The sequence below is a fragment of the Staphylococcus ureilyticus genome (assembly GCF_002902235.1).
Classification (GTDB): Bacteria; Bacillota; Bacilli; order Staphylococcales; family Staphylococcaceae; genus Staphylococcus; species Staphylococcus ureilyticus.
The window spans coordinates 1-21,943 of sequence record NZ_PPRL01000082.1 but is presented as its reverse complement, the minus strand read 5'-3'; the positions used below and the strand labels follow the sequence as shown (position 1 = coordinate 21,943).

29 protein-coding genes and 1 riboswitch are annotated in these 21,943 nt (G+C 30.2%); of the genes, 26 read left to right on the top strand and 3 right to left on the bottom strand.

All coding sequences use genetic code 11. The features are described 5' to 3' along the window. From CD150_RS08320 to gcvPB, 16 genes are all read left to right on the top strand, one after another. Positions 1-1,206, top strand: a 1,206-nt coding sequence (locus CD150_RS08320; protein WP_240621220.1) for a rhomboid family intramembrane serine protease, incomplete at its 5' end; no start/stop codon positions are given. Continuing rightward, the gene (locus CD150_RS08315; protein ID WP_073341927.1) at positions 1,190-1,396 is read left to right on the top strand and encodes a YqgQ family protein; all 207 of its coding nucleotides are present in this window, start codon (positions 1,190-1,192) and stop codon (positions 1,394-1,396) included. The genes CD150_RS08320 and CD150_RS08315, both read left to right, overlap by 17 nt. A gap of 307 nt (positions 1,397-1,703) precedes the next feature. Further along, positions 1,704-2,690, top strand: a complete 987-nt coding sequence (locus CD150_RS08310) for a glucokinase (RefSeq protein ID WP_073341930.1) — start codon at positions 1,704-1,706, stop codon at positions 2,688-2,690. Continuing rightward, complete coding sequence (locus CD150_RS08305) at positions 2,690-3,013, top strand: MTH1187 family thiamine-binding protein (RefSeq protein ID WP_064208909.1); 324 nt, start codon at positions 2,690-2,692, stop codon at positions 3,011-3,013. The genes CD150_RS08310 and CD150_RS08305 overlap by 1 nt, the downstream gene beginning before the upstream one ends. A 2-nt stretch (positions 3,014-3,015) precedes the next feature. Next, on the top strand, positions 3,016-3,639 hold the full coding sequence (locus tag CD150_RS08300) for an MBL fold metallo-hydrolase (protein ID WP_073341933.1): 624 nt from the start codon (positions 3,016-3,018) through the stop codon (positions 3,637-3,639). 59 nt (positions 3,640-3,698) lie between these two features. After that, positions 3,699-4,673 carry a competence type IV pilus ATPase ComGA gene (gene comGA, locus CD150_RS08295; protein WP_103161488.1) on the top strand — a complete coding sequence of 325 codons (975 nt, stop codon included), beginning with the start codon at positions 3,699-3,701 and terminating at the stop codon, positions 4,671-4,673. After that, entirely contained in the window at positions 4,645-5,082 is a 438-nt protein-coding gene (locus tag CD150_RS13745; RefSeq protein ID WP_240621219.1) for a type II secretion system F family protein, read from the top strand. The genes comGA and CD150_RS13745 overlap by 29 nt, the downstream gene beginning before the upstream one ends. A gap of 268 nt (positions 5,083-5,350) precedes the next feature. After that, a complete protein-coding gene (locus CD150_RS13740; protein ID WP_240621218.1) occupies positions 5,351-5,713 on the top strand; it encodes a type II secretion system F family protein in 363 nt (120 codons plus the stop codon). Positions 5,714-5,732: 19 nt separating this feature from the next. After that, positions 5,733-6,050, top strand: a complete 318-nt coding sequence (comGC, locus tag CD150_RS08285) for a competence type IV pilus major pilin ComGC (RefSeq protein ID WP_046208171.1) — start codon at positions 5,733-5,735, stop codon at positions 6,048-6,050. After that, positions 6,040-6,480, top strand: a complete 441-nt coding sequence (gene comGD / locus CD150_RS08280; protein ID WP_103161487.1) for a competence type IV pilus minor pilin ComGD — start codon at positions 6,040-6,042, stop codon at positions 6,478-6,480. Before comGC ends, comGD begins: the two co-directional genes overlap by 11 nt. Continuing rightward, entirely contained in the window at positions 6,461-6,754 is a 294-nt protein-coding gene (locus CD150_RS08275) for a hypothetical protein (RefSeq protein ID WP_046208172.1), read from the top strand. The genes comGD and CD150_RS08275 overlap by 20 nt, the downstream gene beginning before the upstream one ends. Beyond that, on the top strand, positions 6,732-7,175 hold the full coding sequence (locus tag CD150_RS08270) for a competence type IV pilus minor pilin ComGF (RefSeq protein ID WP_073341938.1): 444 nt from the start codon (positions 6,732-6,734) through the stop codon (positions 7,173-7,175). Before CD150_RS08275 ends, CD150_RS08270 begins: the two co-directional genes overlap by 23 nt. 164 nt (positions 7,176-7,339) lie before the next feature. Then, positions 7,340-7,864 carry a shikimate kinase gene (locus tag CD150_RS08260; protein ID WP_081370508.1) on the top strand — a complete coding sequence of 175 codons (525 nt, stop codon included), beginning with the start codon at positions 7,340-7,342 and terminating at the stop codon, positions 7,862-7,864. Further along, positions 7,851-7,947: riboswitch (glycine riboswitch) on the top strand. It overlaps the preceding gene by 14 nt. A gap of 73 nt (positions 7,948-8,020) precedes the next feature. Continuing rightward, entirely contained in the window at positions 8,021-9,112 is a 1,092-nt protein-coding gene (gcvT, locus tag CD150_RS08255) for a glycine cleavage system aminomethyltransferase GcvT (RefSeq protein ID WP_103161486.1), read from the top strand. A 17-nt stretch (positions 9,113-9,129) separates the two neighbouring features. Continuing rightward, positions 9,130-10,482: an aminomethyl-transferring glycine dehydrogenase subunit GcvPA gene (gene gcvPA / locus CD150_RS08250; protein ID WP_073341944.1), complete on the top strand. Its 1,353-nt coding sequence runs from the start codon at positions 9,130-9,132 to the stop codon at positions 10,480-10,482. After that, positions 10,469-11,944, top strand: coding sequence for an aminomethyl-transferring glycine dehydrogenase subunit GcvPB (gene gcvPB / locus CD150_RS08245; RefSeq protein WP_073341947.1), 1,476 nt, complete (start codon positions 10,469-10,471; stop codon positions 11,942-11,944). Before gcvPA ends, gcvPB begins: the two co-directional genes overlap by 14 nt. A 352-nt stretch (positions 11,945-12,296) precedes the next feature. Here gcvPB and CD150_RS08240 read toward each other — a convergent pair whose 3' ends face one another. Continuing rightward, positions 12,297-12,683 (bottom strand): rhodanese-like domain-containing protein, encoded by a 387-nt coding sequence (locus CD150_RS08240; protein WP_046208179.1) that lies wholly within the window; start codon positions 12,681-12,683, stop codon positions 12,297-12,299. A gap of 172 nt (positions 12,684-12,855) precedes the next feature. Here CD150_RS08240 and CD150_RS08235 point away from each other — a divergent pair, with 172 nt between their 5' ends. Then, positions 12,856-13,686 (top strand): lipoate--protein ligase family protein, encoded by an 831-nt coding sequence (locus CD150_RS08235; RefSeq protein WP_073341950.1) that lies wholly within the window; start codon positions 12,856-12,858, stop codon positions 13,684-13,686. 106 nt (positions 13,687-13,792) lie between these two features. On the opposite strand, the gene CD150_RS08230 is transcribed toward CD150_RS08235, so the two are convergent. Continuing rightward, positions 13,793-14,008: an SA1362 family protein gene (locus CD150_RS08230; RefSeq protein WP_046208181.1), complete on the bottom strand. Its 216-nt coding sequence runs from the start codon at positions 14,006-14,008 to the stop codon at positions 13,793-13,795. Positions 14,009-14,035: 27 nt separating this feature from the next. Further along, the gene (locus CD150_RS08225) at positions 14,036-14,617 is read right to left on the bottom strand and encodes a hypothetical protein (RefSeq protein ID WP_103161485.1); all 582 of its coding nucleotides are present in this window, start codon (positions 14,615-14,617) and stop codon (positions 14,036-14,038) included. Positions 14,618-14,720: 103 nt separating this feature from the next. Between CD150_RS08225 and CD150_RS08220 the strand changes: the two genes are divergently transcribed. From CD150_RS08220 to CD150_RS08180, 9 genes are all read left to right on the top strand, one after another. Continuing rightward, complete coding sequence (locus tag CD150_RS08220; RefSeq protein WP_073341956.1) at positions 14,721-15,779, top strand: M24 family metallopeptidase; 1,059 nt, start codon at positions 14,721-14,723, stop codon at positions 15,777-15,779. Positions 15,780-15,806: 27 nt separating this feature from the next. Then, positions 15,807-16,364, top strand: coding sequence for an elongation factor P (gene efp, locus CD150_RS08215; RefSeq protein WP_046208184.1), 558 nt, complete (start codon positions 15,807-15,809; stop codon positions 16,362-16,364). A gap of 255 nt (positions 16,365-16,619) precedes the next feature. Continuing rightward, a complete protein-coding gene (accB, locus tag CD150_RS08210) occupies positions 16,620-17,093 on the top strand; it encodes an acetyl-CoA carboxylase biotin carboxyl carrier protein (RefSeq protein ID WP_073341962.1) in 474 nt (157 codons plus the stop codon). Beyond that, complete coding sequence (accC, locus tag CD150_RS08205) at positions 17,093-18,442, top strand: acetyl-CoA carboxylase biotin carboxylase subunit (protein ID WP_103161484.1); 1,350 nt, start codon at positions 17,093-17,095, stop codon at positions 18,440-18,442. Before accB ends, accC begins: the two co-directional genes overlap by 1 nt. Positions 18,443-18,463: 21 nt before the next feature. After that, on the top strand, positions 18,464-18,826 hold the full coding sequence (locus CD150_RS08200; protein ID WP_070658616.1) for an Asp23/Gls24 family envelope stress response protein: 363 nt from the start codon (positions 18,464-18,466) through the stop codon (positions 18,824-18,826). A gap of 112 nt (positions 18,827-18,938) precedes the next feature. Continuing rightward, entirely contained in the window at positions 18,939-19,325 is a 387-nt protein-coding gene (gene nusB / locus CD150_RS08195; protein ID WP_046208188.1) for a transcription antitermination factor NusB, read from the top strand. Positions 19,326-19,339: 14 nt separating this feature from the next. Then, positions 19,340-20,680 (top strand): exodeoxyribonuclease VII large subunit, encoded by a 1,341-nt coding sequence (gene xseA / locus CD150_RS08190; RefSeq protein WP_073341966.1) that lies wholly within the window; start codon positions 19,340-19,342, stop codon positions 20,678-20,680. After that, positions 20,670-20,915 carry an exodeoxyribonuclease VII small subunit gene (locus CD150_RS08185; protein WP_103161483.1) on the top strand — a complete coding sequence of 82 codons (246 nt, stop codon included), beginning with the start codon at positions 20,670-20,672 and terminating at the stop codon, positions 20,913-20,915. Before xseA ends, CD150_RS08185 begins: the two co-directional genes overlap by 11 nt. Next, entirely contained in the window at positions 20,902-21,789 is an 888-nt protein-coding gene (locus tag CD150_RS08180) for a polyprenyl synthetase family protein (RefSeq protein ID WP_073341969.1), read from the top strand. The genes CD150_RS08185 and CD150_RS08180 overlap by 14 nt, the downstream gene beginning before the upstream one ends. The last annotated feature ends 154 nt before the right edge of the window (positions 21,790-21,943 follow it).

The window sequence follows — 21,943 nt, the reverse complement described above, 5'->3', positions numbered from 1 at the left end:
TATATATATACCGATAAAACATTTACAAATGAAAATTTAGATGAGCTAAAATCAGTTAAATTCAAAGTGAAAATTTTACGTCAAAAAGAGCATATAGATCAAATAATGCCCAACTTTTTTGTGAAGTTTGTGTTTAATCGCGATGCGAACCATACAAAAGGTTTTTATAAACAAAGAGCATTAAATAATAATCCTATTGAAAAACATATGCTGAAATTTGCACTAGTTACATATTTATTAATAATAATTAATATTATTATCTGGCTTTCGATGGTATTATTGTTAAATCGATTTTCTGATTTAAAACTTTTAGATGTTGGGGGTCTTGTACATTTTAATGTTGTACACGGAGAATGGTACAGACTCATTACATCCATATTTTTACATTATAACTTTGAACATATATTAATGAATATGTTAAGTTTATTTATTTTTGGAAAAATAGTAGAATCTATCGTTGGGCATTGGAGATTTTTAATTATTTATTTTGTTTCTGGTTTGTTTGGTAATTTTGCTTCATTATCTTTTAATACAGACACCGTCTCCGTTGGTGCAAGCGGTGCTATATTTGGTCTGATAGGTGCCATTTTCGCTTTTATGTATATTGGTAAACAATTTAACCAAAAGTTGATTGGTCAATTGCTAATTGTTCTTTTCATCCTAATTGGCGTTTCATTACTAATGCAAAATGTAAATATTGTAGCACATGTTGGTGGATTTATTGGTGGTTTATTGATAACACTTATAGGATATTATTTTAGAATTAATAAAAATAAATTCTGGTTTTTTCTAATTGTAATGATTATTTTATTTATTGCAGCACAAATTAGGATTTTTACGATTCAAGAAGATAATATTTATAATACAATCATTGAAAAAGAAATGAAAAATGGCAATTATAAAAGTGCTGAAGATATGGTACAACATACGGTGAATAAAAGTTATGCTGATGATGAAACATACTACCTAAAAGGATTAATTAATGCGACAACTGATTCAAAATCAGAAGGTATGGCAACATGGGAAAGAGGTTTAAGAAACTTCCCAGATTCTGCATTATTAAATTACCAACTAGCGGTTGCAAATAGGTCCATCGATAACAAAGATAAAGCAAAAAAATACATTAAGTCCGCTTTGAAATTAGATCCAACAAATAATGATTATATAAATTTAAATAAAGAATTGAGCGATGACATTGATTCATGAGATTAATACTTTTTATGATGTTCAACAACTTTTAAAAAAATTTGGTTTTATTATATATTTTAAGGATAAAAATGATGTTTATGAAATGATGGAACAAGAGCTTCATTCATTATATTCCTATAATTTAATTTCTAAAGATGATTATATTAAGTCCAAATTAGTGATTAGTCAAAGAAAAAATGAACACTAATTTTACGAAAGTTTTTTGAAAATGTAGTTACTGACATTATAGATATCTACCAAAATAACAGTGATAAAATATTGAAACTAAATAACAGCAATCATGCAAGTGCTGATATAATGTATCTTTATATTCATTATCATTGCATTTATGAAATGAAAAATATTAATATAGATATATATGTTTTATACAGAGAAAAATATATTTTAAGGAAAAAGACTACTATGTTGACACGTTAATCGTTAAAATCGTCTATTGACGAAACAAGGATTCAATTTAGCATTCCTTAAAAATAAGAGAAGGATGAATAAAATACATGGAAAAAATTATCTTAGCAGCAGATATTGGTGGTACAACTTGTAAGCTAGGTATATTCGACGAACAATTAGAACGAATTGAAAAATGGTCTATAAAAACTGATACGTCAGATGTTACAGGTTATGCACTTTTGGAAAATGTTTATGAATCTTTCGTTGAACATGTTGATAATTCAGAATTTGCTTTTTCAGATGTTTTAGGTGTTGGTATAGGTATACCAGGACCAGTGAATTTTGAAACAGGTGAAGTGAATGGTGCCGTTAACTTATATTGGAAAGAAACAGTTAATGTCAGAGAAATTTTCCAACAATTTGTAGACTGTCCAGTTTATGTTGATAATGATGCCAATGTTGCAGCATTAGGTGAAAAGCATAAAGGGGCAGGACATGGCGCAGACGATGTGGTTGCAATTACATTAGGCACTGGCCTTGGAGGCGGTATTATTTCTAATGGAGAAATTGTACATGGTCATAATGGCTCTGGTGCTGAAATTGGTCATTTTAGAGTTGACCATGACCAACGCTTTAAATGTAATTGCGGAAAATCAGGTTGTATTGAAACCGTTGCTTCTGCGACTGGCGTCGTCAATTTAGTGAATTTTTATTACCCTAAATTAACGTTTAAATCTTCGATACTTCAATTAATAAAAGATAATGAAGTTACCGCGAAAGCAGTATTTGATGCGGCAAAAGCTGGAGATCAATTCTGTATCTTTATTACCGAACGCGTGGCTAATTATATTGCATATTTGTGCAGTATTATCAGCGTAACAAGTAATCCTAAATATATTGTTTTAGGCGGAGGAATGTCAACTGCTGGTTTAATATTAATAGAAAATATAAAAACAGAGTACCATAATCTAACTTTTACACCAGCACAACAAGGTACAGAAATCGTTCAAGCTAAACTAGGCAATGATGCGGGCATTACTGGTGCTGCTGGTTTAATTTATACTTATATAATTGAAAAGGAAGGTGTGAAATAATGGCTATAGTAGATGTAGTAGTTATACCTGTGGGTACGGAAGGACCAAGTGTTAGTAAGTATATTGCTGAGATACAAACAAAATTAAAAGAATTTAAAGCACAAGGTAAAATTGATTATCAATTGACACCAATGAATACTTTGATTGAGGGAGATTTAAAAGATTTATTTGAAGTCGTTCAAGCAATCCATGAATTACCATTTGATAAAGGTATTGATAGAGTTTGTACTAATATAAGAATTGACGATCGAAGAGACAAATCTCGAAAAATGAATGACAAACTAAAATCTGTTGAAAATCATTTAGATAGTGGAGGTCACTAACAATGCAAATATCTAGTTTAGCATTGGGCTTAGTTAAAACGAATACTTATTTTATTGAAAATGATAAGAATGTGATTTTAGTAGATCCAGCGGCTGATTATGAATTAATTATAAAAAAATTAAATCAAATTAATAAACCTGTCATTGCAGTATTATTAACACATGCACATTTTGACCATATCGGGGCTTTAGATCAAATCGTTGATAAATTTAATGTGCCTGTTTATATGCATCCTAGTGAGTTCGATTTTTTAACTAATACAGAAAAAAATGGTTCACAAAAGTTTAAACAATATGGATTAACACCTGTCATTAGTCATGTATCACCACAAAAAATTGATGAAGGCTCTATGGAAATTGATGGCTTTAAATTTAAAGTACTTCATACACCTGGACATTCACCTGGTAGTTTATCTTTTATATTTGATGATTTTGCTGTAGTTGGAGATACTTTGTTTTATCAAGGTATAGGAAGAACTGACTTATATAAAGGCGATTATGAAACTTTGGTTGACTCTATATTAGATAAATTGTTCAAATTAGAGGATGACTTACCATTATTCCCAGGACATGGGCCATATACAACGATAGAAGACGAACAACTTAATCCATATTTGCATGGTTAGTTTTATTTCATAAAGTAATATTAACACCTCCTACGTGTATTATTGTAGGAGGTGTTTTTTTGAAGTTACTCTTTAAAAATATCATTGATAAAGCGATTAAGGAAAATGTATCAGATGTACACTTTATTCCAAACCACAAAAAGGTATACATTAAATTTAGAAAAAAAGAATATTTAAACACTATAGAAACGATAGAAGTCAATATTTATAGGAAGTTGCTCACATATATGAAATATCAAGCAGGTTTAGATGTATCAACACACAGCACCGCACAAAGTGGAAGATACGCTTACAAACTTAAACAATTATACTATTTAAGAGTTTCAACTTTACCTTTATCTCTTGGATTTGAAAGTTGCGTAGTGAGAATTATACCTCAATATTTTCAAAGTTCAGCAAAAGCACTTAGTATAAATCAATTATTTAAACTAGTCCATAAAAAACAAGGTTTAATACTGTTTAGTGGACCTACTGGGTCTGGCAAAAGTACGTTAATGTATCAACTGATAGTGCACGCAAAGGAAAAATTAAATGTTAATATAATTACTGTAGAAGACCCTGTAGAACGTTTGGTTGAAGGTATAACACAAGTTTCTATTAATGAAAAAGCAGGGATTAATTATGCTAATTCATTCAAGGCGATTTTAAGATGTGATCCAGATATTATACTTATTGGTGAAATCAGGGATGCTATGATTGCTAAACAAGTTATTCATGCAAGTTTAAGTGGTCACTTAGTACTTTCAACGATACATTCAAATAATTGTAAGGGCGCATTGAGTAGATTATTAGAAATGGGTATAAGTATTCAAGAACTACGACAGACGGGATTAAGTATTATCAATCAGAGATTAGTAAACACCTCAAAAGATGAACGTTCTTTAATTTATGAACAATTAACTCGAGAAGATATAGCATTTTATTTTGAAAATCAACTTACACTTCCAAACACATTCAAAAATTTGTCGTATAAATTGCATGAAATGGCAAAAGAAGGGGAAATTTGTGAAGAAACACTTAATAGATATCTTTAGTTCACCACGATTTATGATTATCAGTGAAAAAAACCAAATTGAATTACTTCAAAGATTACATGATTTACTTCAGCATGGATTCACATTATCAGCATCATTTAAATTTTTACTACAACACTTAACAATAAAAGCACCAAAAATAGTGACTCAGATTAATACTCGCCTAGATCAAGGCGCACAATGTTACGAAATATTATTGTTACTAAAATATCCCAAAATTATTATCATGCTAATATATTTTTCAGAGTTATTCAGTGAACTCACATCAACTTTACCACATGCCCAAGACTATTTAATTCGAAATAACAAAGCAAAGCTACAACTACTAAAAACACTTCAATACCCTTTGCTCTTAATTACAATTTTTTATAGGTATGTTAATCATTTTAAATCATACTATTATACCTGAATTTCAATCTCTCTATAATAGCTTTGATGTTGAAATTTCAAAAACACAATTAATTTTATCATCTTTATTAATATATTTACCTAGAACACTTTTTATTATTTTATTTATCTGCTTAATTTTTTCTTACTTATTTTATATATCTACAAAAAAACTACCCATTAACTTAAAGTACAAAATTATATTAAAAATCCCGATTTTACGTACTTTTTTCAAATTTTATAAAACTTATAGACTTTCTACTGAATTTGCATTGTTTTATAAGAATGGTGTGAACTTACAATCAATCGTTGATATTTATTCTAAACAAAAAAATGACTCATATTTAATTTATCTTGCTAGAAAATTGGCAACAGGTACACAAAATGGCTATAAGTTAAGTGAAATATTAAAAAAGATTTCCTGTTTTGAAGAAGGCTTGATTAACTTTATTGAGGAAGGCGAAAAGATAGGAAAGCTAGACATAGAATTAAAATTATATAGTGAAATTATATTTACAAAAATTGAACGCTATCTGCAACGATTAATTAAATTTATACAACCAACTATATTTTTAATGCTAGGCATCTTAATCATTGCGCTATATTTAGTGATTATGTTACCTATGTTTGATCTAATGCAAACGATTAAATAATAAGATTTGGAGGCTTTTAATGAATAAAATAAAACAATTTTTTAATAAACGTGCTTTTACTTTAATTGAGATGCTCCTCGTACTTTTAATTATCAGTTTATTACTGATATTGATTATACCCAATATTGCAAAACAATCTTCACATATTCAAAGTACAGGTTGTGATGCCCAAATAAAAATGATTGAAAGTCAAGTTGAAGCATATACTTTAAAACATAATAAAAAACCACAATCTATAGATGAATTGATTGCGGATGGCTATATTAAAGAAAACCAAAAAAATTGTAAATCAGGTGCTACTATCACAATTAACAATGGTGAAGTAATTGCAAACTAGTAAAGCATTTACATATATCGAGATGTTAATGGTTATGGCTATTATTAGTATCTTATTAATTGTTCAAGTCAATCATATACCTATTAATGATAAAAAAAATAATGTGAACAATAATTTTATGAATAATTTAATCACTCAACTCAATTATTTAAAATCTAAAGCAATAAAAGATGATAAGTCTTTAACACTTATATTTAACGACTATTCAAATAAAATTATAGTTAGAGAACAGTCAATTGAAAACAAAGATATAGTATTTCCACCAAATACTTTTGTACATCCTAAAAGTAATATAAGGTATTTAACATTTAACAATAAAGGTAATATAAATAAATTTGGTAGTGTCTTACTTTCAGTTGATAATGAAATTTTCAAACTAATATTTCATATTGAAAAAGGAAGATTAAGATATGAAAAAATTAAACATTAACGGTAGTATACTTATGGATGCATATATCGCTTTTACTTGCATGCTTATAATGTGTAGTGTATTTTTGCCTATGGTTTTAGAATTAAATCATACTTTTAATGATAAAATTGAAAACATAAGTATGAAAAGAATCATATTATTAGCTTTGAAATATAATGATAGTGAGCGTTTAATTAACGGCGTAAATATTGACGGTTATAAAATAAAATTAACTAATTCTAATTTATGCATAAAAACAAAGGACAATAATAATGAAAAATGTTTTCACAAGTAAATATTCCAGCTTTACTTACATCGAAGTATTATTTACATTATTTATTACTATATTAATATTCACTATGCTACCTCTATTATATAAATCAATCGTCCCAACAAAGAATCAATCTAATTTAGATTCATCAATTGATATAGAATTTTTTTCAAGAGACATGACTGAAGCAATGTTACAAAACAATTCAAAAGCACTTGAAATTGATAAAAGCGGTCGTATTTTAAAATTTAACATAAGGAAAAATATTATAAGGTACGAGTTTAAAAATAATAAGATTATTAAAACTGTAAATAACACAGGAAACATTACCTTATTAAACAATGTAAAAAATGCGCAATTTATATTACTAAAAAATAAGCATTTAAAATTAAAATTGAAAATGTATTATACAGGGGGTTCCTTTGAAAAGGCAGTACAATTCTAATATGAAAGGGTATATATACCCTTTTGTGATGGTTATTTATATGCTATATTTATCACTAATAGCAATATATACTTCTCAATTTAATCTTCAACTAAAAACGCTTGATAACATTGAATCATATTATGATAAACAAATTAAATTACAATTACAAAAGGAAGATATTTTTGAAAAATAAAATTAACACACCACTTATTTTAATAGGTTTTATGGGGACAGGAAAAACAACATTAGGAAAATATATTGCACAAAACAATCAATTAAGTTTTGTAGATTTAGATGAATTTATAGTGCAACAAGAAGGAAAAACAATTCCAGAAATTTTTGAACAATTAGGTGAAAAAGGATTTCGCAATTTAGAGTTTAAGTATTTAAAAAAATGTGCGAACCAATTTGACGTCATTGCTACAGGCGGGGGTATCATCGAAGGCAATGATGCATTTAACTTATTAAAAGAACAAAAACATGTTATATGGTTAGATTGCGACATAGAAATTCTATACGATAGAATTAAGAATGATAGTAATAGACCCAATGCGAATAATAAACCCTTTTTTAAATTAAAAAGCTTGTATTCAACTAGAGTTTCAAGATATAATGAAATCGCATTCATCAAAGTGAATAGTAATAAATCGCTTCCAGTTACATATAATAAAATATTGGAAACGATGAAAGCGAATGACCAGTATTAGAGAGAATGGTTAATTATTTATATAACCATCGCCGAAGGTGCAAGTTTAACGAAACTCTCAGGCAAAAGGATAATACTGAGACGCATTCCTGGATTTATTGACAGGGTAGGCTTAGTCTACTCTGTCTTTTTTAATATATTAATAGGGGGTTTAGCAATGGTAAATGAATTAAAACGCACACCACTTTATCAAAACTTTGTGGATCTCGGTGCAAAAATTGTTGAATTTGGTGGTTGGGCTATGCCAGTTCAATTTTCAAGTATTAAAGAAGAACATAATGCTGTAAGAACTAATATGGGCTTATTTGATGTAAGTCACATGGGTGAAATTTTAATAAAAGGTTCTGAAGCAGATCAATTAGTACAATACTTGCTTTCAAATGACACTGACAATTTAGACACAACAAAGGCGCAATATACAGCATTGTGTAACGAGCAAGGCGGTATCATCGATGATTTAATCACCTATAAACTCAGTGAAAAAGCATATTTATTAGTCGTAAATGCTGGAAACACAGATAAAGACTTTGAATGGATGAAAAAACAATCTGAAAATTTTGATGCTGAAGTCTTAAATGTATCAACAGATTATGGTCAATTAGCTATACAAGGTCCAAATGCACGTGATTTTGTTCAAAAGCATGTGAAACAGAATATATCAGAAATGTCTCCTTTTGAATTCTTACAAGATGTTGAATTCTTTGGTAAAAACGTAATATTATCCCAATCTGGTTACACAGGTGAAGATGGATTTGAAATTTATTGTAAATCAGATGATACACCATTTTTATGGGATTCAATATTAGAATTTGACGTAGAACCTTGTGGTCTTGGTGCAAGAGATACATTAAGATTAGAAGCTGGTTTACCACTTCATGGACAAGACTTAAGTGAATCAATTACACCATATGAAGGTGGAATTGCATTTGCTGCTAAACCATTAATTGATGCTGATTTTATAGGTAAAAAAGTGTTGAAAGATCAAAAAGAAAACGGTTCTAAAAGAAGAACAGTTGGCATAGAAATGATTGATAAAGGAATACCAAGAACAGGTTACACTGTTTATGATATCGATGGAAATGAAATTGGAGAAGTTACTTCAGGCACACAATCTTCATTAACTGGTAAATCAATTGGTTTAGCTATAATTGATAGAGATGCATTTGAAATGGGCAAAGAGATTATTATTCAAATTAGAAAAAGACAAGCAAAAGCAAAAATTGTGAAGAAAAATCAAATCAGTAAATAATTTAAAGGGGTGTTACCGTGAGTCATCGTTATATTCCATTAACAGATCAAGATAAAAATGAAATGCTAGAGACAATTGGTGCTGAATCAATCAGCGAATTATTTGGAGATGTTCCAAAAGATATTTTATTAAACAGAGAGTTAGCTATTCCCGATGCTGAATCTGAAACCACATTAACAAAAAGACTTAATAAAATTGCTAGTAAGAACATTACTAAAGAAACACATACTTCGTTTTTAGGTGCAGGCGTTTATGATCATTATGCCCCAGCAGTAGTAGATGCAATGATTTCACGTTCTGAATTTTATACTGCATATACACCTTATCAACCTGAAATTTCACAAGGTGAATTACAAGCTATCTTTGAATTTCAAACTTTAATTTGTGAATTAACAGATATGGATATTGCAAACTCATCTATGTACGATGGTATGACAAGTTTTGCAGAAGCTTGCATTTTAGCATTTAATCAAACGCGTAAAAATAAAATTGTCGTTTCAAAAGGCATGCATTATCAAGCATTACAAGTCTTACACACATATGTAAAAACACGTGGAGAATTTGAAGTTGTTGAAGTTGATTTAGATGGTACAATTACAGATTTAGAAAAACTTGAAAATGCTATTGATGATGATACTGCTGCAGTTGCAGTCCAATATCCAAACTTTTATGGTTCAATTGAAGATTTAGAGAAAATACAGTCATATATCGAAGATAAAAAAGCATTATTTATTGTTTATACAAACCCAATCGCACTAGGGTTATTGACACCACCAGGTAGTTTTGGTGCAGATATTGTAGTTGGAGATACGCAACCATTTGGTATTCCAACACAGTTTGGCGGTCCACATTGTGGTTTCTTTGCTACTACTAAAAAACTCATGAGAAAAACACCTGGTAGACTTGTTGGACAAACCGAAGACCAAGATGGAAACCGTGGTTTTGTGTTGACACTTCAAGCACGTGAACAACATATTAGACGTGATAAAGCAACATCAAATATATGTTCAAACCAAGCATTAAATGCATTGGCTTCATCAATTTGTATGTCTGCTTTAGGAAAACAAGGTATTTACGACATTGCAGTTCAAAATTTTGAGAATGCAAACTATGCTAAAGAACAATTTAAGCAACAAGGATTTGAAGTTAGCAATGGCACATCATTTAATGAATTTGTAGTAAAGTTCGATAAACCAGTTAAAGATGTAAACGATGCTTTAATTCAAGAAGACATAATAGGCGGATTTGATTTAAGTGAAATAGGAGAAAACTTCGACAATCATATGTTAATTGCAGTTACAGAATTACGAACTAAAGATGAAATTGATACATTTGTTAAGAAAGCAGGTGAAATAAATGGCAGTAAGTAAATCTAGTCCATTAATTTTTGAACGTTCTAAAGAAGGTCGTTACGCGTATTCTTTACCTAAAAAAGAAATTGATAATGGAGCAGTTAACAAGCTATTAGATGACAAATTTATTAGAAAAAACAAAGCTGAATTTCCCGAAGTGGCAGAACTAGATTTAGTGCGTCATTATACAGAATTATCAAATAAAAACTTTGGTGTTGATTCAGGATTTTATCCATTAGGTTCATGTACCATGAAATATAATCCAAAAGTAAATGAAAAAATAGCTAGAATACCTGGTTTTGCTGAATCACATCCACTACAAGATGAATCTCAAGTACAAGGTTCGCTAGAAATTATTCATAGCTTACAAGAAGAACTCAAAGAGATAACTGGTATGGATGAAGTCACTTTACAACCAGCAGCTGGTGCACATGGAGAATGGACAGCACTGATGATTTTTAAAGCTTATCATGAAAAAAATGGTGAAGGACATCGTAACGAAGTCATCGTTCCTGATTCTGCACATGGTACAAACCCTGCTTCAGCGGCATTTGCTGGATTTAAAGCTGTTACAGTGAAGTCAAATGAACGTGGAGAAGTTGATATAGAAGATTTAAAACGCCTTGTCAACGAAAACACAGCTGCAATTATGCTTACGAATCCAAATACACTAGGTATTTTTGAACAAAACATCATGGATATTCGCAATATTGTACACGAAGCTGGTGGATTATTGTATTATGATGGTGCCAACTTAAATGCAATCATGGACAAAGTTAGACCTGGAGACATGGGCTTTGATGCTGTTCATTTAAATTTACACAAGACATTTACTGGACCGCATGGTGGTGGCGGACCTGGTTCAGGACCAGTTGGTGTTAAAAAAGAACTTGCAAGTTTCTTACCAAAACCAATGGTAATTAAAGAAAATGATGTATATAAATACGATAATAATATCGAGCATTCAATCGGACGTGTCAAACCATTTTATGGTAACTTCGGTATTTATTTAAGAGCATACACATATATTAGAACTATGGGTAATAAAGGACTTGAAGAAGTTTCAGAAGCAGCAGTACTAAATGCAAACTATATTAAAGCAAGATTAAAAGAACATTTTGAAATTCCTTATGAACAATATTGTAAACATGAATTTGTTTTAAGTGGCTCAAAACAAAAAGAATTTGGTGTACGAACGCTAGATATGGCTAAACGTTTACTTGACTTTGGTGTACACCCACCTACTATCTATTTCCCATTAAATGTAGAAGAGGGTATGATGATTGAACCTACTGAAACAGAATCTAAAGAAACATTAGATTATTTCTGTGACACAATGATCGAAATTGCGAATGAAGCAAAAGAAAATCCCGATAAAGTTTTAGAAGCACCTCATACAACGATTATTGATCGATTAGACGAAACAAAAGCTGCTCGTCAACCAGTATTAAAATTTGAGCATTTAAGATCAGAAAAATAATTTTTAAAATGACATATTAAAGGATTTTTTGAATTGATAATCAAATTATGTATGAAGCATTCAATTCAATTAAAAATTATTAACTTGATATAAACCTCATATAGAGAACAAAGGGCTAATCCGTATTAAAATGGATTGGCCCTTTGTTCTCTATAAATCTAATGAAGTTAATTGTGTGAAGTTACTTGGAAATATAATAAAATCATAGCCTTTCACCATATATTTAAATTGATTCAAAACAGGTTATTTATAATATTTAGCAAATTATAAATTTAAATTTTTTAATTATATAAAAAATTGAGCTACTAGTTATTTAACTAACAGCCCAATTTTAAAATGTTAACTTATTCATTTATTTTTTTGATTTGATTTTACCAGTCCATTTTTTATATCCGCCTTTAAGCATGAATATATCTTTATAACCATTCTTTTTTAAGATTCTAGCGGCACGATAACTGGCAATACCATTCGCATCACAAAGATAGATAGGTTGATCTGTTCTCAAGCCTTGATATCTTTGCTTAAACATTGTGATTGGGATGTTACGGGCACCATTAATATGACCATAATCATAATCTACTTTTTCTCTTACATCAATCACTTGAGCTTTTCGCAAACCATTATGGAATTCATTTTGGTTTAATTCTGTTACCGCTTTTTTGTTCAAATATCTATTGAACAACATATATGCGATGATTATTATTAAAATTGCTAAAGCTATAAACCAAAAATTACTCATCTTGCATCCTCCCTAATTAACCGATATTATATATTATAAGACTGTTAGCACAAATTATCAAAATATTTTTATCATGATAATTACGTAAACTGACATTTTTGTACAATTATTGAAAACGATAACACAAATTAGATGTTATCACAATTTAATTTTAATGAATGGAGTTTTGATTGTGACTGAAACATGGCATTTTATCAATACAGGTAGTAATGATCCATTTTATAATATGGCAATGGATGAAGCGTTATTAAATTTTGTATCTAGAGGTGAAATTGATCCAGTAATTAGATTTTATACATGGGATCCAGCTACACTTTCAGTTGGTTACTTTCAAAGATTAACGAAAGAAATTGATATAGACAAGGTGAAAGATAAAGGTTATGGCCTTGTTAGAAGACAAACAGGTGGCAGAGGTGTCTTGCATGACAAAGAATTAACTTATAGTGTTATTGTACCGGAATCACATCCAAACATGCCCAAAACAGTTACAGAAGCATATAGGGTCATTTCTGAAGGGCTACTTGAAGGATTCAAAACATTAGGTTTTAATGCTTCATTTGCTATCCCACGAACTAAAGAAGAACGGTCTAAATTAAAACAACCAAGAAGTGCGGTTTGTTTTGATGCTTCCAGTTGGTATGAATTAGTCGTAGAAGGACGCAAAATTGCAGGAAGTGCCCAAATGCGACAAAAGGGTGTGATTCTGCAGCATGGTTCATTGTTACAAGATATAGATATTGATGATTTATTTGATATGTTTATATTTAAAAATGACCGTTTGAAAGAGAAAATGAAGCAAGCGTTTGTCGATAAAGCAGTAGCAATTAATGATATATCTGATCGCTACATCACTTTAGATGAAATGGAACAAGCATTCGAAAGTGGATTCAAAAAAGGATTAAATATCAATTTAAAACCTTTAGAATTGACTTCTCAGCAAAACGCAGAAGTTGACGCATTAATTAAAAAGTACCAATCATCAGAATGGACTTATAGAAAATAATTTAATTCGCTATAAAAAAGCATTTACCCAACAATTTTTGAATTTAATTGTTGGGTAAATGCTTTAATTTATTCAATAATGTTAAACATTCAGAACCTAATTTTTATTATTTTTTATGCCTTTTTCTATATTTTCTTTGGGCACGTTTATACTTTCTTTGATCTTCTGTTAAAAAGAAAAAATAATAAATTAAATAAATGATACCTGCAAAAATTGCTAAACTGATAGCCATTCTTACAAAACTAAATAAAAACGCATCTAAGTTAAGTATTAAACCAACTAATGCAATTGCGATTACGATATAAAATATTGCTTGTTTCAAAATACACACTCCTATTTATATGTCACATTACTCATTGCTTATGCTCACTTTTGATAAAGTAGTTTGCCCTTTATTAAGTTTTTTCTTATCTTTCTCGTTATAACCATCCCTTATATCACTCATGGCAGAATCTAATGACTTGTTTAATTTAGTAATATTTTTATGTTTCTTTTTATCTTCGTCATTCATTTTATCTTTATCAATTTTACTTTTATATGTAGTAAATGCACTATCAATTTTATTAGTAATATCGGTTAATTTATTTTGAACTTTTTCGCTCTGCTTATTTTTTGAGACTCCGTCTTCAATATCATTATAATCACCAATTGCTTTTGCGACATCTTGATAATATTCAGAAGACGCCTTAATATGATTTAATTTCTTTTTATTACTTTTCGCATTCTTGATATTATTTTTATCTTTTTCTAATGCAGTAATATTTGTTTTTTCTTCTTTTATTTCAAGTTTTAAGTCTTGTATATCACTTTTTAATTTATGATTTTCGTCACGTAATTTTGTTGTTTTCTCTTCTAATGGGCCTAAATTTTGGCTTCCACATCCGGCGAGTAAACACGAAGCGCTTAAAATAGCGAATAATTTTTTCTTCATAACTCTCTCCTAATTCAAAAACTATAAATTTGTACACTAATTATGCTATCATTTTAATGTATATATTGGAAATGTACAAATTTATTGAATAGGGTGATTACTGTTGAATAGAATTGAAAAGTTAAAATCTGCTCTAAAGACAAAACATTTGGAAGCAATTATCGTTTTATCTGATTATAATAGAAGATACCTATCTGGATTTACTGGAACCAGTGGTGCATTGATTATTACAAATAGCGAAAAACTATTGCTTACTGATTTTAGATACATAGAGCAAGCAACTGATCAAGCTGCTGGTTTTAAAGTGATTAAGCAACAGGGACAACTGATAGAATCTATAAAGTCCACACTAGAAGACTTAAATGTGCAAAATGTTGGCTTTGAAGGTAATTTAGTAAGCTATGATACTTATTTACAATTAAGTAAATCTTATATCAGTTTAATAAGTATTTCTGGTTTAATTGAGAAAATAAGAGAAGTCAAGGATGAACAAGAAATAGCAAATATTCAAAAAGCTGCTCAAATTGTTGATGATGCTTATGAGTATATTTTAACAGTTGCTAAAGCTGGAATGACAGAACTCGAGTTAAAAGCAAAATTAGAAAGCAAAATGCTCGAATTAGGTTCAGAAGGACCATCTTTTAATACTATTGTTGCTTCTGGAGTCAGAGGAGCACTTCCACATGGTGTAGCAAGTGATAAAGTCATCAATCAAGGAGAATTAATTACCTTGGATTATGGAGCTTATTACAATGGATATGCCTCAGATATTACCCGTACTTTTGCTATTGGCGAACCAGATGCTCAATTAAAAGAAATATATAACATTGTATTACAAGCAAATTTAAAAGGAATTGAAGCAGCTAAACAAGGAATAACTGGTAAAGAACTTGATGCAGTAGCAAGAGATTATATTACCGAAAAAGGATACGGTGAGGCCTTTGGCCATTCGTTAGGGCACGGTATAGGATTAGACGTACATGAAGGTCCAAATTTATCTAAAAAATCTGAATCTACATTAGAATTAAATAATTGTGTTACAATTGAACCCGGTATATATTTAGATGGAATTGGTGGCGTACGTATTGAAGATGATATATTAATTACCGAAAATGGTTGCGAACGCTTTACTAAATCGTCTAAAGACCTTATTATTTTATAGAAGACCTTATATTAAGGAGGAAACTGAATGATTTCGGTTAATGATTTTAAAACAGGTTTAACAATTTCTGTAGATAATGGTATTTGGAAAGTTTTAGATTTCCAACACGTAAAACCAGGAAAAGGTGCTGCATTTGTACGTTCAAAATTACGTAACTTAAGAACAGGTGCAATCCAAGAGAAGACATTTAGAGGCGGAGAAAAAGTTGAAACTGCTATGATTGAAAATCGTCGCATGCAATATTTATACGCCGATGGTGATACACACGTTTTCATGGATAACCAAACATTTGATCAAATTGAATTACCTGCTGATTACTTAGAACATGAATTAAATTTCTTAAAAGCAAATATGGAAGTTCAAATTCAAAGTTATGAAAATGAAACTTTAGGTATTGAATTGCCAAAAAACGTTGAGCTTACAGTAACAGAAACAGAACCAGGTATTAAAGGTGATACTGCTACTGGTGCAACAAAATCTGCGACTGTTGAAACAGGTTATACACTAAATGTACCATTATTTGTTAATGAAGGAGATACTTTAGTAATTAACACAAGCGATGGAAGTTACGTGTCAAGAGCTTAATTCATCAGTGACACTCACCACTTGATGACAGCATTTGCAAATTATTTTAGAAGCCTTTCCACTTACTTTAAATGGAAGGGCTTTTATTATTTGCGTAAGGACGGAAAATTATTTTGACACAAAACTATAGTTAATTATTGATTAACTATAAAAGTTAATGAGTTATAATAGAAAATATGTATATGCTTGAATTGAACATTTCACTAAAGTAAAATAAACTAGGTAAATGAAAACAATCTGAAGGAGTCAGTATTTATGAATTTTAAAGAAATTAAAGAATTAATTGAAATTCTTGATCAATCTAGCTTGACTGAAATAAATATAGAAGATAAAGGGAATATAGTTAACTTAAAAAAAGAAAAAGAAACTGAGATTATCACACCTCAAGTTTCACAACAACCGATGCAACAGATTGCACCACAACAACCAGCTGTTTCAAATCAACTTGATACACAAAGTTCTGATGATACAAGTTCTTCCCAAGAAAATGACAATTTAAAAACAATCAATGCACCAATGGTTGGCACATTCTATAAATCACCTTCACCAGAGGAAAGTCCATATGTTCAAATAGGAGATTCTGTTTCAAACGAATCAACAGTATGTATTTTGGAAGCTATGAAATTATTTAATGAAATACAAGCAGAAGTCACAGGGGAAATTACTGAAATACTAGTAGAAGACGGTCAAATGGTAGAGTATGGCCAACCGTTATTTAAGGTGAAATAATGAATAAAATTTTAATTGCAAATAGAGGGGAAATTGCTGTAAGAATTATTCGAGCCTGTCACGATTTAGGTTTACAAACTGTGGCAATATATTCTGAAGGAGACAAAGACGCATTACATACTCAAATTGCTGATGAAGCATATTGTGTCGGTCCCACTCAATCTAAAGATTCTTACCTAAATATTCCTAATATTTTATCTATCGCGACTTCGACAGGATGTGATGGTGTTCACCCTGGATATGGTTTTCTAGCAGAAAACGGTGATTTTGCTGAACTTTGTGAAGCATGTCAACTTAAATTTATTGGCCCAAGTTATGAATCCATACAAAAAATGGGTATTAAAGATGTCGCTAAAGAAGAAATGAAACGCGCTGAGGTTCCTGTAGTTCCTGGAAGTGAAGGGTTAGTTAAAGATATTAAAGAAGCGAAGAAAATTGTTAAAGATATAGGATATCCAGTCATTATCAAAGCTACTGCAGGCGGTGGCGGCAAAGGTATACGTGTTGCACGTGATGAAAAAGAATTGGAAACTGGCTTCAAAATGACTCAACAAGAAGCAGAAACTGCTTTTGGTAACAATGGATTATATCTTGAAAAATTTATTGAAAACTTTAGACATATCGAAATACAAGTAATTGGAGACAGTTATGGTAATGTCATCCATCTAGGTGAGCGTGATTGTACAATACAAAGACGTATGCAAAAACTTGTAGAAGAAGCACCGTCACCAATCTTAAATGATGCTAAACGACAAGAAATGGGTAATGCAGCAGTAAGAGCAGCAAAAGCTGTAAATTATGAAAACGCTGGTACAATTGAATTTATTTATGATTTGAACACACATGAATTTTATTTTATGGAAATGAATACACGTATTCAGGTAGAACATCCCGTTACAGAAATGGTAACTGGTATTGATTTAGTAAAACTACAACTTAAAGTAGCGATGGGTGAAAAGTTACCATTCTCACAAAAAGATATTGAAATCAAAGGACATGCAATTGAATTTAGAATTAACGCTGAAAATCCATATAAAAACTTTATGCCTTCACCAGGTAAAATCACACAATATCTAGCACCGGGTGGTTTTGGCGTAAGAATTGAATCAGCATGTTATACTAATTATACAATCCCTCCATACTATGATTCTATGGTAGCAAAATTAATTGTTCATGAACCATCAAGAGATGAAGCAATTATGACAGGATTGAGAGCGTTAGGTGAATATTTAGTATTAGGCATTGACACTACAATTCCATTTCATATTCGCCTATTAAATAACGATATATTTAGAAGTGGTGAATTTAATACTAATTTCTTAGAAACATATAACATAATGGATGAATAAACTAAATAGGAGGTTTGTGAAATGGTCAAAGTAACAGAATCATCACATTCCAATTTAGGAAAAATAGAAATTGCACCTGAGGTTTTGACTGTTATTGCAAGTATAGCAACCTCAGAAGTAAAAGGCTTAGAAGGTCACTTTAAAGAAATAAAGGACTTAAGTGTTGAGAAAGTTACAAAAAAACAATTGGCACGTGGTATTAAAGTAGATACTAAAGATGATGGTATTCATATTGATGTATATTGTTCATTTTCATATGATATTAATATCTCAGAAACAGCAAGAAAAATACAAAATGCTATATACAATTCAATATCTACGATGACAACAATCATACCAAGTCAAATTAATGTTCACATTACACATATCGTATCTACAAATTAAACATAGCACTTTGACTTTAATGCGGTCATAAAACTGAGTTCTATAATCAAGAGATTAACAAAATTCTATTTTATATTAGTCATAAAGCGTACAATGCTAAAAGGAGTTTATAATGAGTCGAAAAGAATCAAGAACACAAGCCTTTCAAACACTATTTCAATTAGAAATGAAAAATAGTGATTTAACGATTGATGAAGCAATTAGTTTTATTAAAGATGATAATCCCGATTTAGAGTTTGATTTTATTAATTGGCTAGTTACAGGCGTAAAAGATCATGAATCTGTATTAGATAATAAAATTGCACCACATTTAAAAGATTGGACAATAGATAGATTATTGAAATCTGACCGAATTATTTTAAGAATGTCAACTTATGAATTACTAAATAGCGAAACGCCACAAAAAGTAATTATCAATGAAGCGGTTGAATTAGCAAAACAATTCAGTGATGATGAACATTATAAGTTTATCAATGGTGTGTTGAGTAATATTGAGTAAAAGAGTGATATAATATGTCAGATTATTTAAGCGTTTCAGCTTTAACTAAATATATTAAATATAAATTTGATCAAGATCCGCACCTACAGAATGTCTTGCTTAAAGGTGAACTTTCTAACTTTAAAAAACATAGTAGCGGTCATCTCTATTTTAATGTTAAAGATAAAAATAGTGTCATCAGTGCAATGATGTTTAAAGGAAATGCTTCGAAAATTGACTTCGAACCTAAAGAGGGAGATGAAGTGTTGTTAGAAGCACGTGTTTCTGTATATGAAAGACGTGGTAATTATCAAATTTATGTTAATAAAATGCATATAGATGGTATTGGTAATTTATATCAAAAATTAGAACAGTTAAAAAAGAAATTAACTAAAGATGGTTATTTTGATCAAAACCATAAAAAGATTATTCCTAAGTTTCCTAAAAAAATCGCTGTGCTGACTGCAGGCACGGGTGCAGCGATTAGAGATATCCATACTACTATTAATAGTCGATATCCTTTAGTTGAACAAATACAAATCAACACTTTAGTACAAGGTGAGCAGGCTAAGTATGATATCATTGAAAAAATAAAACAAGCTGATGATTTAAATGTAGATACTATAATCATTGGTCGTGGTGGTGGTTCTATAGAAGATTTATGGAACTTCAACGAAGAAGATGTTGTCAAAGCGATTTATGCGTGTGAAACGCCAATCATATCAGCAGTAGGCCACGAAACAGACTTTACGCTTAGTGATTTTGTAGCAGATGCACGTGCTGCTACACCTACACAAGCAGCAGTGATGGCAACACCTGATCAATTTGAATTGAGGCAATATATTCAACAACAAAAACTTTCTTTAACCAGGTTTATGAAACAACAGATTCAACATCAAAAGCAGTATTTAGAACACGTTGCTTCATATTACAAATTTAAAACACCAACCTTGTTATATGATCAACAGATTCAAAAACGGGATGACTTAGAGAAACAGCTTAATTTAGCTATTACTTTTAAAGTTAATCAACATAAGCAAAAGCTAGAATTAATAAAACAAAGTTTCAACTTAAAACATTTCAAACAAAATATTCAAAGAGAACAATCAACTATCAATCAAAAACAAACGAATCTTGTAAAATTAATGAATCATCTTATTGTAAAACAAAGAAATAATTTAACTAATAAAATAGAGAATTTGAATAATCTTAGTCCAACCAATACAATGTTACGTGGTTATACGATTGTGAACAAACAAGATAAAATAGTTACTAGTACTAGCGATTTAGCTGAAAATGATAATATTGTATTAACGATGAAAGACGGTTCTGTTGATGCACAAGTTATGAAAGTAAGGTGTAATGATGACGAATAAATCACAAAGTTTTGAAGAAATGATGAAAGAATTAGAAAGTATAGTTCAAAAACTAGATAATGAAAATGTTTCTTTAGAAGAATCTTTAAACTTATACCAAAGAGGTATGACATTATCAGCAAATTGTGATGAAACATTGAAAAATGCTGAAAAAAAAGTTAATGAACTGATGTCTGAAGAAAATGTTGAAGGCGATGAAGAAACTGAAAAGGAAGAAAATCATGATGAATCATAAAATAGACAATTTAACTGACGAAATTAATGAATTATTACAAAATTCAATTCCGAATTCATCACTGAATACAGATTTAGAACATAGCATGAGATATTCGTTAGAAGCAGGCGGCAAACGAATTAGACCTGTTTTACTTTTATTAACATTGGAAATGCTAGCATCGGATTATAAACTTGGTTACGCTTCAGCACTTGGGTTAGAAATGGTACATACGTATTCTCTTATTCATGATGATTTGCCTGCAATGGATGATGATGATTATCGAAGAGGTAAATTGACAAATCATAAAGTCTACGGCGAATGGAAAGCAATACTAGCAGGTGATGCATTACTCACTAAAGCATTTGATATCATTGTTAACGACGACAAGCTGAAAGATAATGTCAAAATAAAACTGATTAAACGCTTATCATCTGCAAGTGGACATTTAGGTATGGTAGGTGGTCAAACACTCGATATGCAAAGTGAAGGTGAAGGATCTGCGGTAGACCTAAATACTTTAGAACATATCCATCAAGCTAAGACAGGTGCGCTATTAAAATTTGCAGTAATGGCAGCTGTTGATATTGCCGAGGCTGAACCAAGTGTAGCTAGTTTATTAGAAAAATTTAGTGAACATTTAGGATTAATGTTCCAAATAAAAGATGATTTATTAGATATTTATGGAGACGAAGCGAAACTAGGTAAATCTACAGGTAGTGATCTTGAAAATGATAAAAGTACTTACGTCTCATTATTAGGTCAAAACGGGGCAGAAGATAAGCTGAAATCACATACTGAATCTGCATATGCGTGTTTAGCTCGTTTACCTGAACAATATGACACAAGTAATCTAAAATATATCGTAGAATTATTCAATTATAGAGAATCATAATCAGACGTAGATTCTGTTTTTACAGATTTTATAAAATTTCTACCATTAAATTATGCTAAATCATGCTACTTTTCGTAGCGTGATTTTTTATTTATAAAAATTTATAATTTTATAAATAAATATTCATTTGTTACTAAAATAGTTTCGGTATAAG

Coding starts and splice junctions, on each gene's coding strand:
- CD150_RS08275 (WP_046208172.1), top strand. CDS start 6,461: ATGAAAAAATTAAACATTAACGGTAGTATACTTATGGATGCATATATC.
- efp (WP_046208184.1), top strand. CDS start 15,807: ATGATTTCGGTTAATGATTTTAAAACAGGTTTAACAATTTCTGTAGAT.
- CD150_RS08225 (WP_103161485.1), bottom strand. CDS start 14,617: ATGAAGAAAAAATTATTCGCTATTTTAAGCGCTTCGTGTTTACTCGCC.
- gcvT (WP_103161486.1), top strand. CDS start 8,021: ATGGTAAATGAATTAAAACGCACACCACTTTATCAAAACTTTGTGGAT.
- accB (WP_073341962.1), top strand. CDS start 16,620: ATGAATTTTAAAGAAATTAAAGAATTAATTGAAATTCTTGATCAATCT.
- CD150_RS08200 (WP_070658616.1), top strand. CDS start 18,464: ATGGTCAAAGTAACAGAATCATCACATTCCAATTTAGGAAAAATAGAA.
- CD150_RS08240 (WP_046208179.1), bottom strand. CDS start 12,683: ATGAGTAATTTTTGGTTTATAGCTTTAGCAATTTTAATAATAATCATC.
- CD150_RS08185 (WP_103161483.1), top strand. CDS start 20,670: ATGACGAATAAATCACAAAGTTTTGAAGAAATGATGAAAGAATTAGAA.
- CD150_RS08180 (WP_073341969.1), top strand. CDS start 20,902: ATGATGAATCATAAAATAGACAATTTAACTGACGAAATTAATGAATTA.
- comGC (WP_046208171.1), top strand. CDS start 5,733: ATGAATAAAATAAAACAATTTTTTAATAAACGTGCTTTTACTTTAATT.
- accC (WP_103161484.1), top strand. CDS start 17,093: ATGAATAAAATTTTAATTGCAAATAGAGGGGAAATTGCTGTAAGAATT.
- CD150_RS08300 (WP_073341933.1), top strand. CDS start 3,016: ATGCAAATATCTAGTTTAGCATTGGGCTTAGTTAAAACGAATACTTAT.
- CD150_RS08315 (WP_073341927.1), top strand. CDS start 1,190: ATGACATTGATTCATGAGATTAATACTTTTTATGATGTTCAACAACTT.
- gcvPB (WP_073341947.1), top strand. CDS start 10,469: ATGGCAGTAAGTAAATCTAGTCCATTAATTTTTGAACGTTCTAAAGAA.
- xseA (WP_073341966.1), top strand. CDS start 19,340: ATGTCAGATTATTTAAGCGTTTCAGCTTTAACTAAATATATTAAATAT.
- CD150_RS08270 (WP_073341938.1), top strand. CDS start 6,732: ATGAAAAATGTTTTCACAAGTAAATATTCCAGCTTTACTTACATCGAA.
- nusB (WP_046208188.1), top strand. CDS start 18,939: ATGAGTCGAAAAGAATCAAGAACACAAGCCTTTCAAACACTATTTCAA.
- CD150_RS08310 (WP_073341930.1), top strand. CDS start 1,704: ATGGAAAAAATTATCTTAGCAGCAGATATTGGTGGTACAACTTGTAAG.
- CD150_RS08305 (WP_064208909.1), top strand. CDS start 2,690: ATGGCTATAGTAGATGTAGTAGTTATACCTGTGGGTACGGAAGGACCA.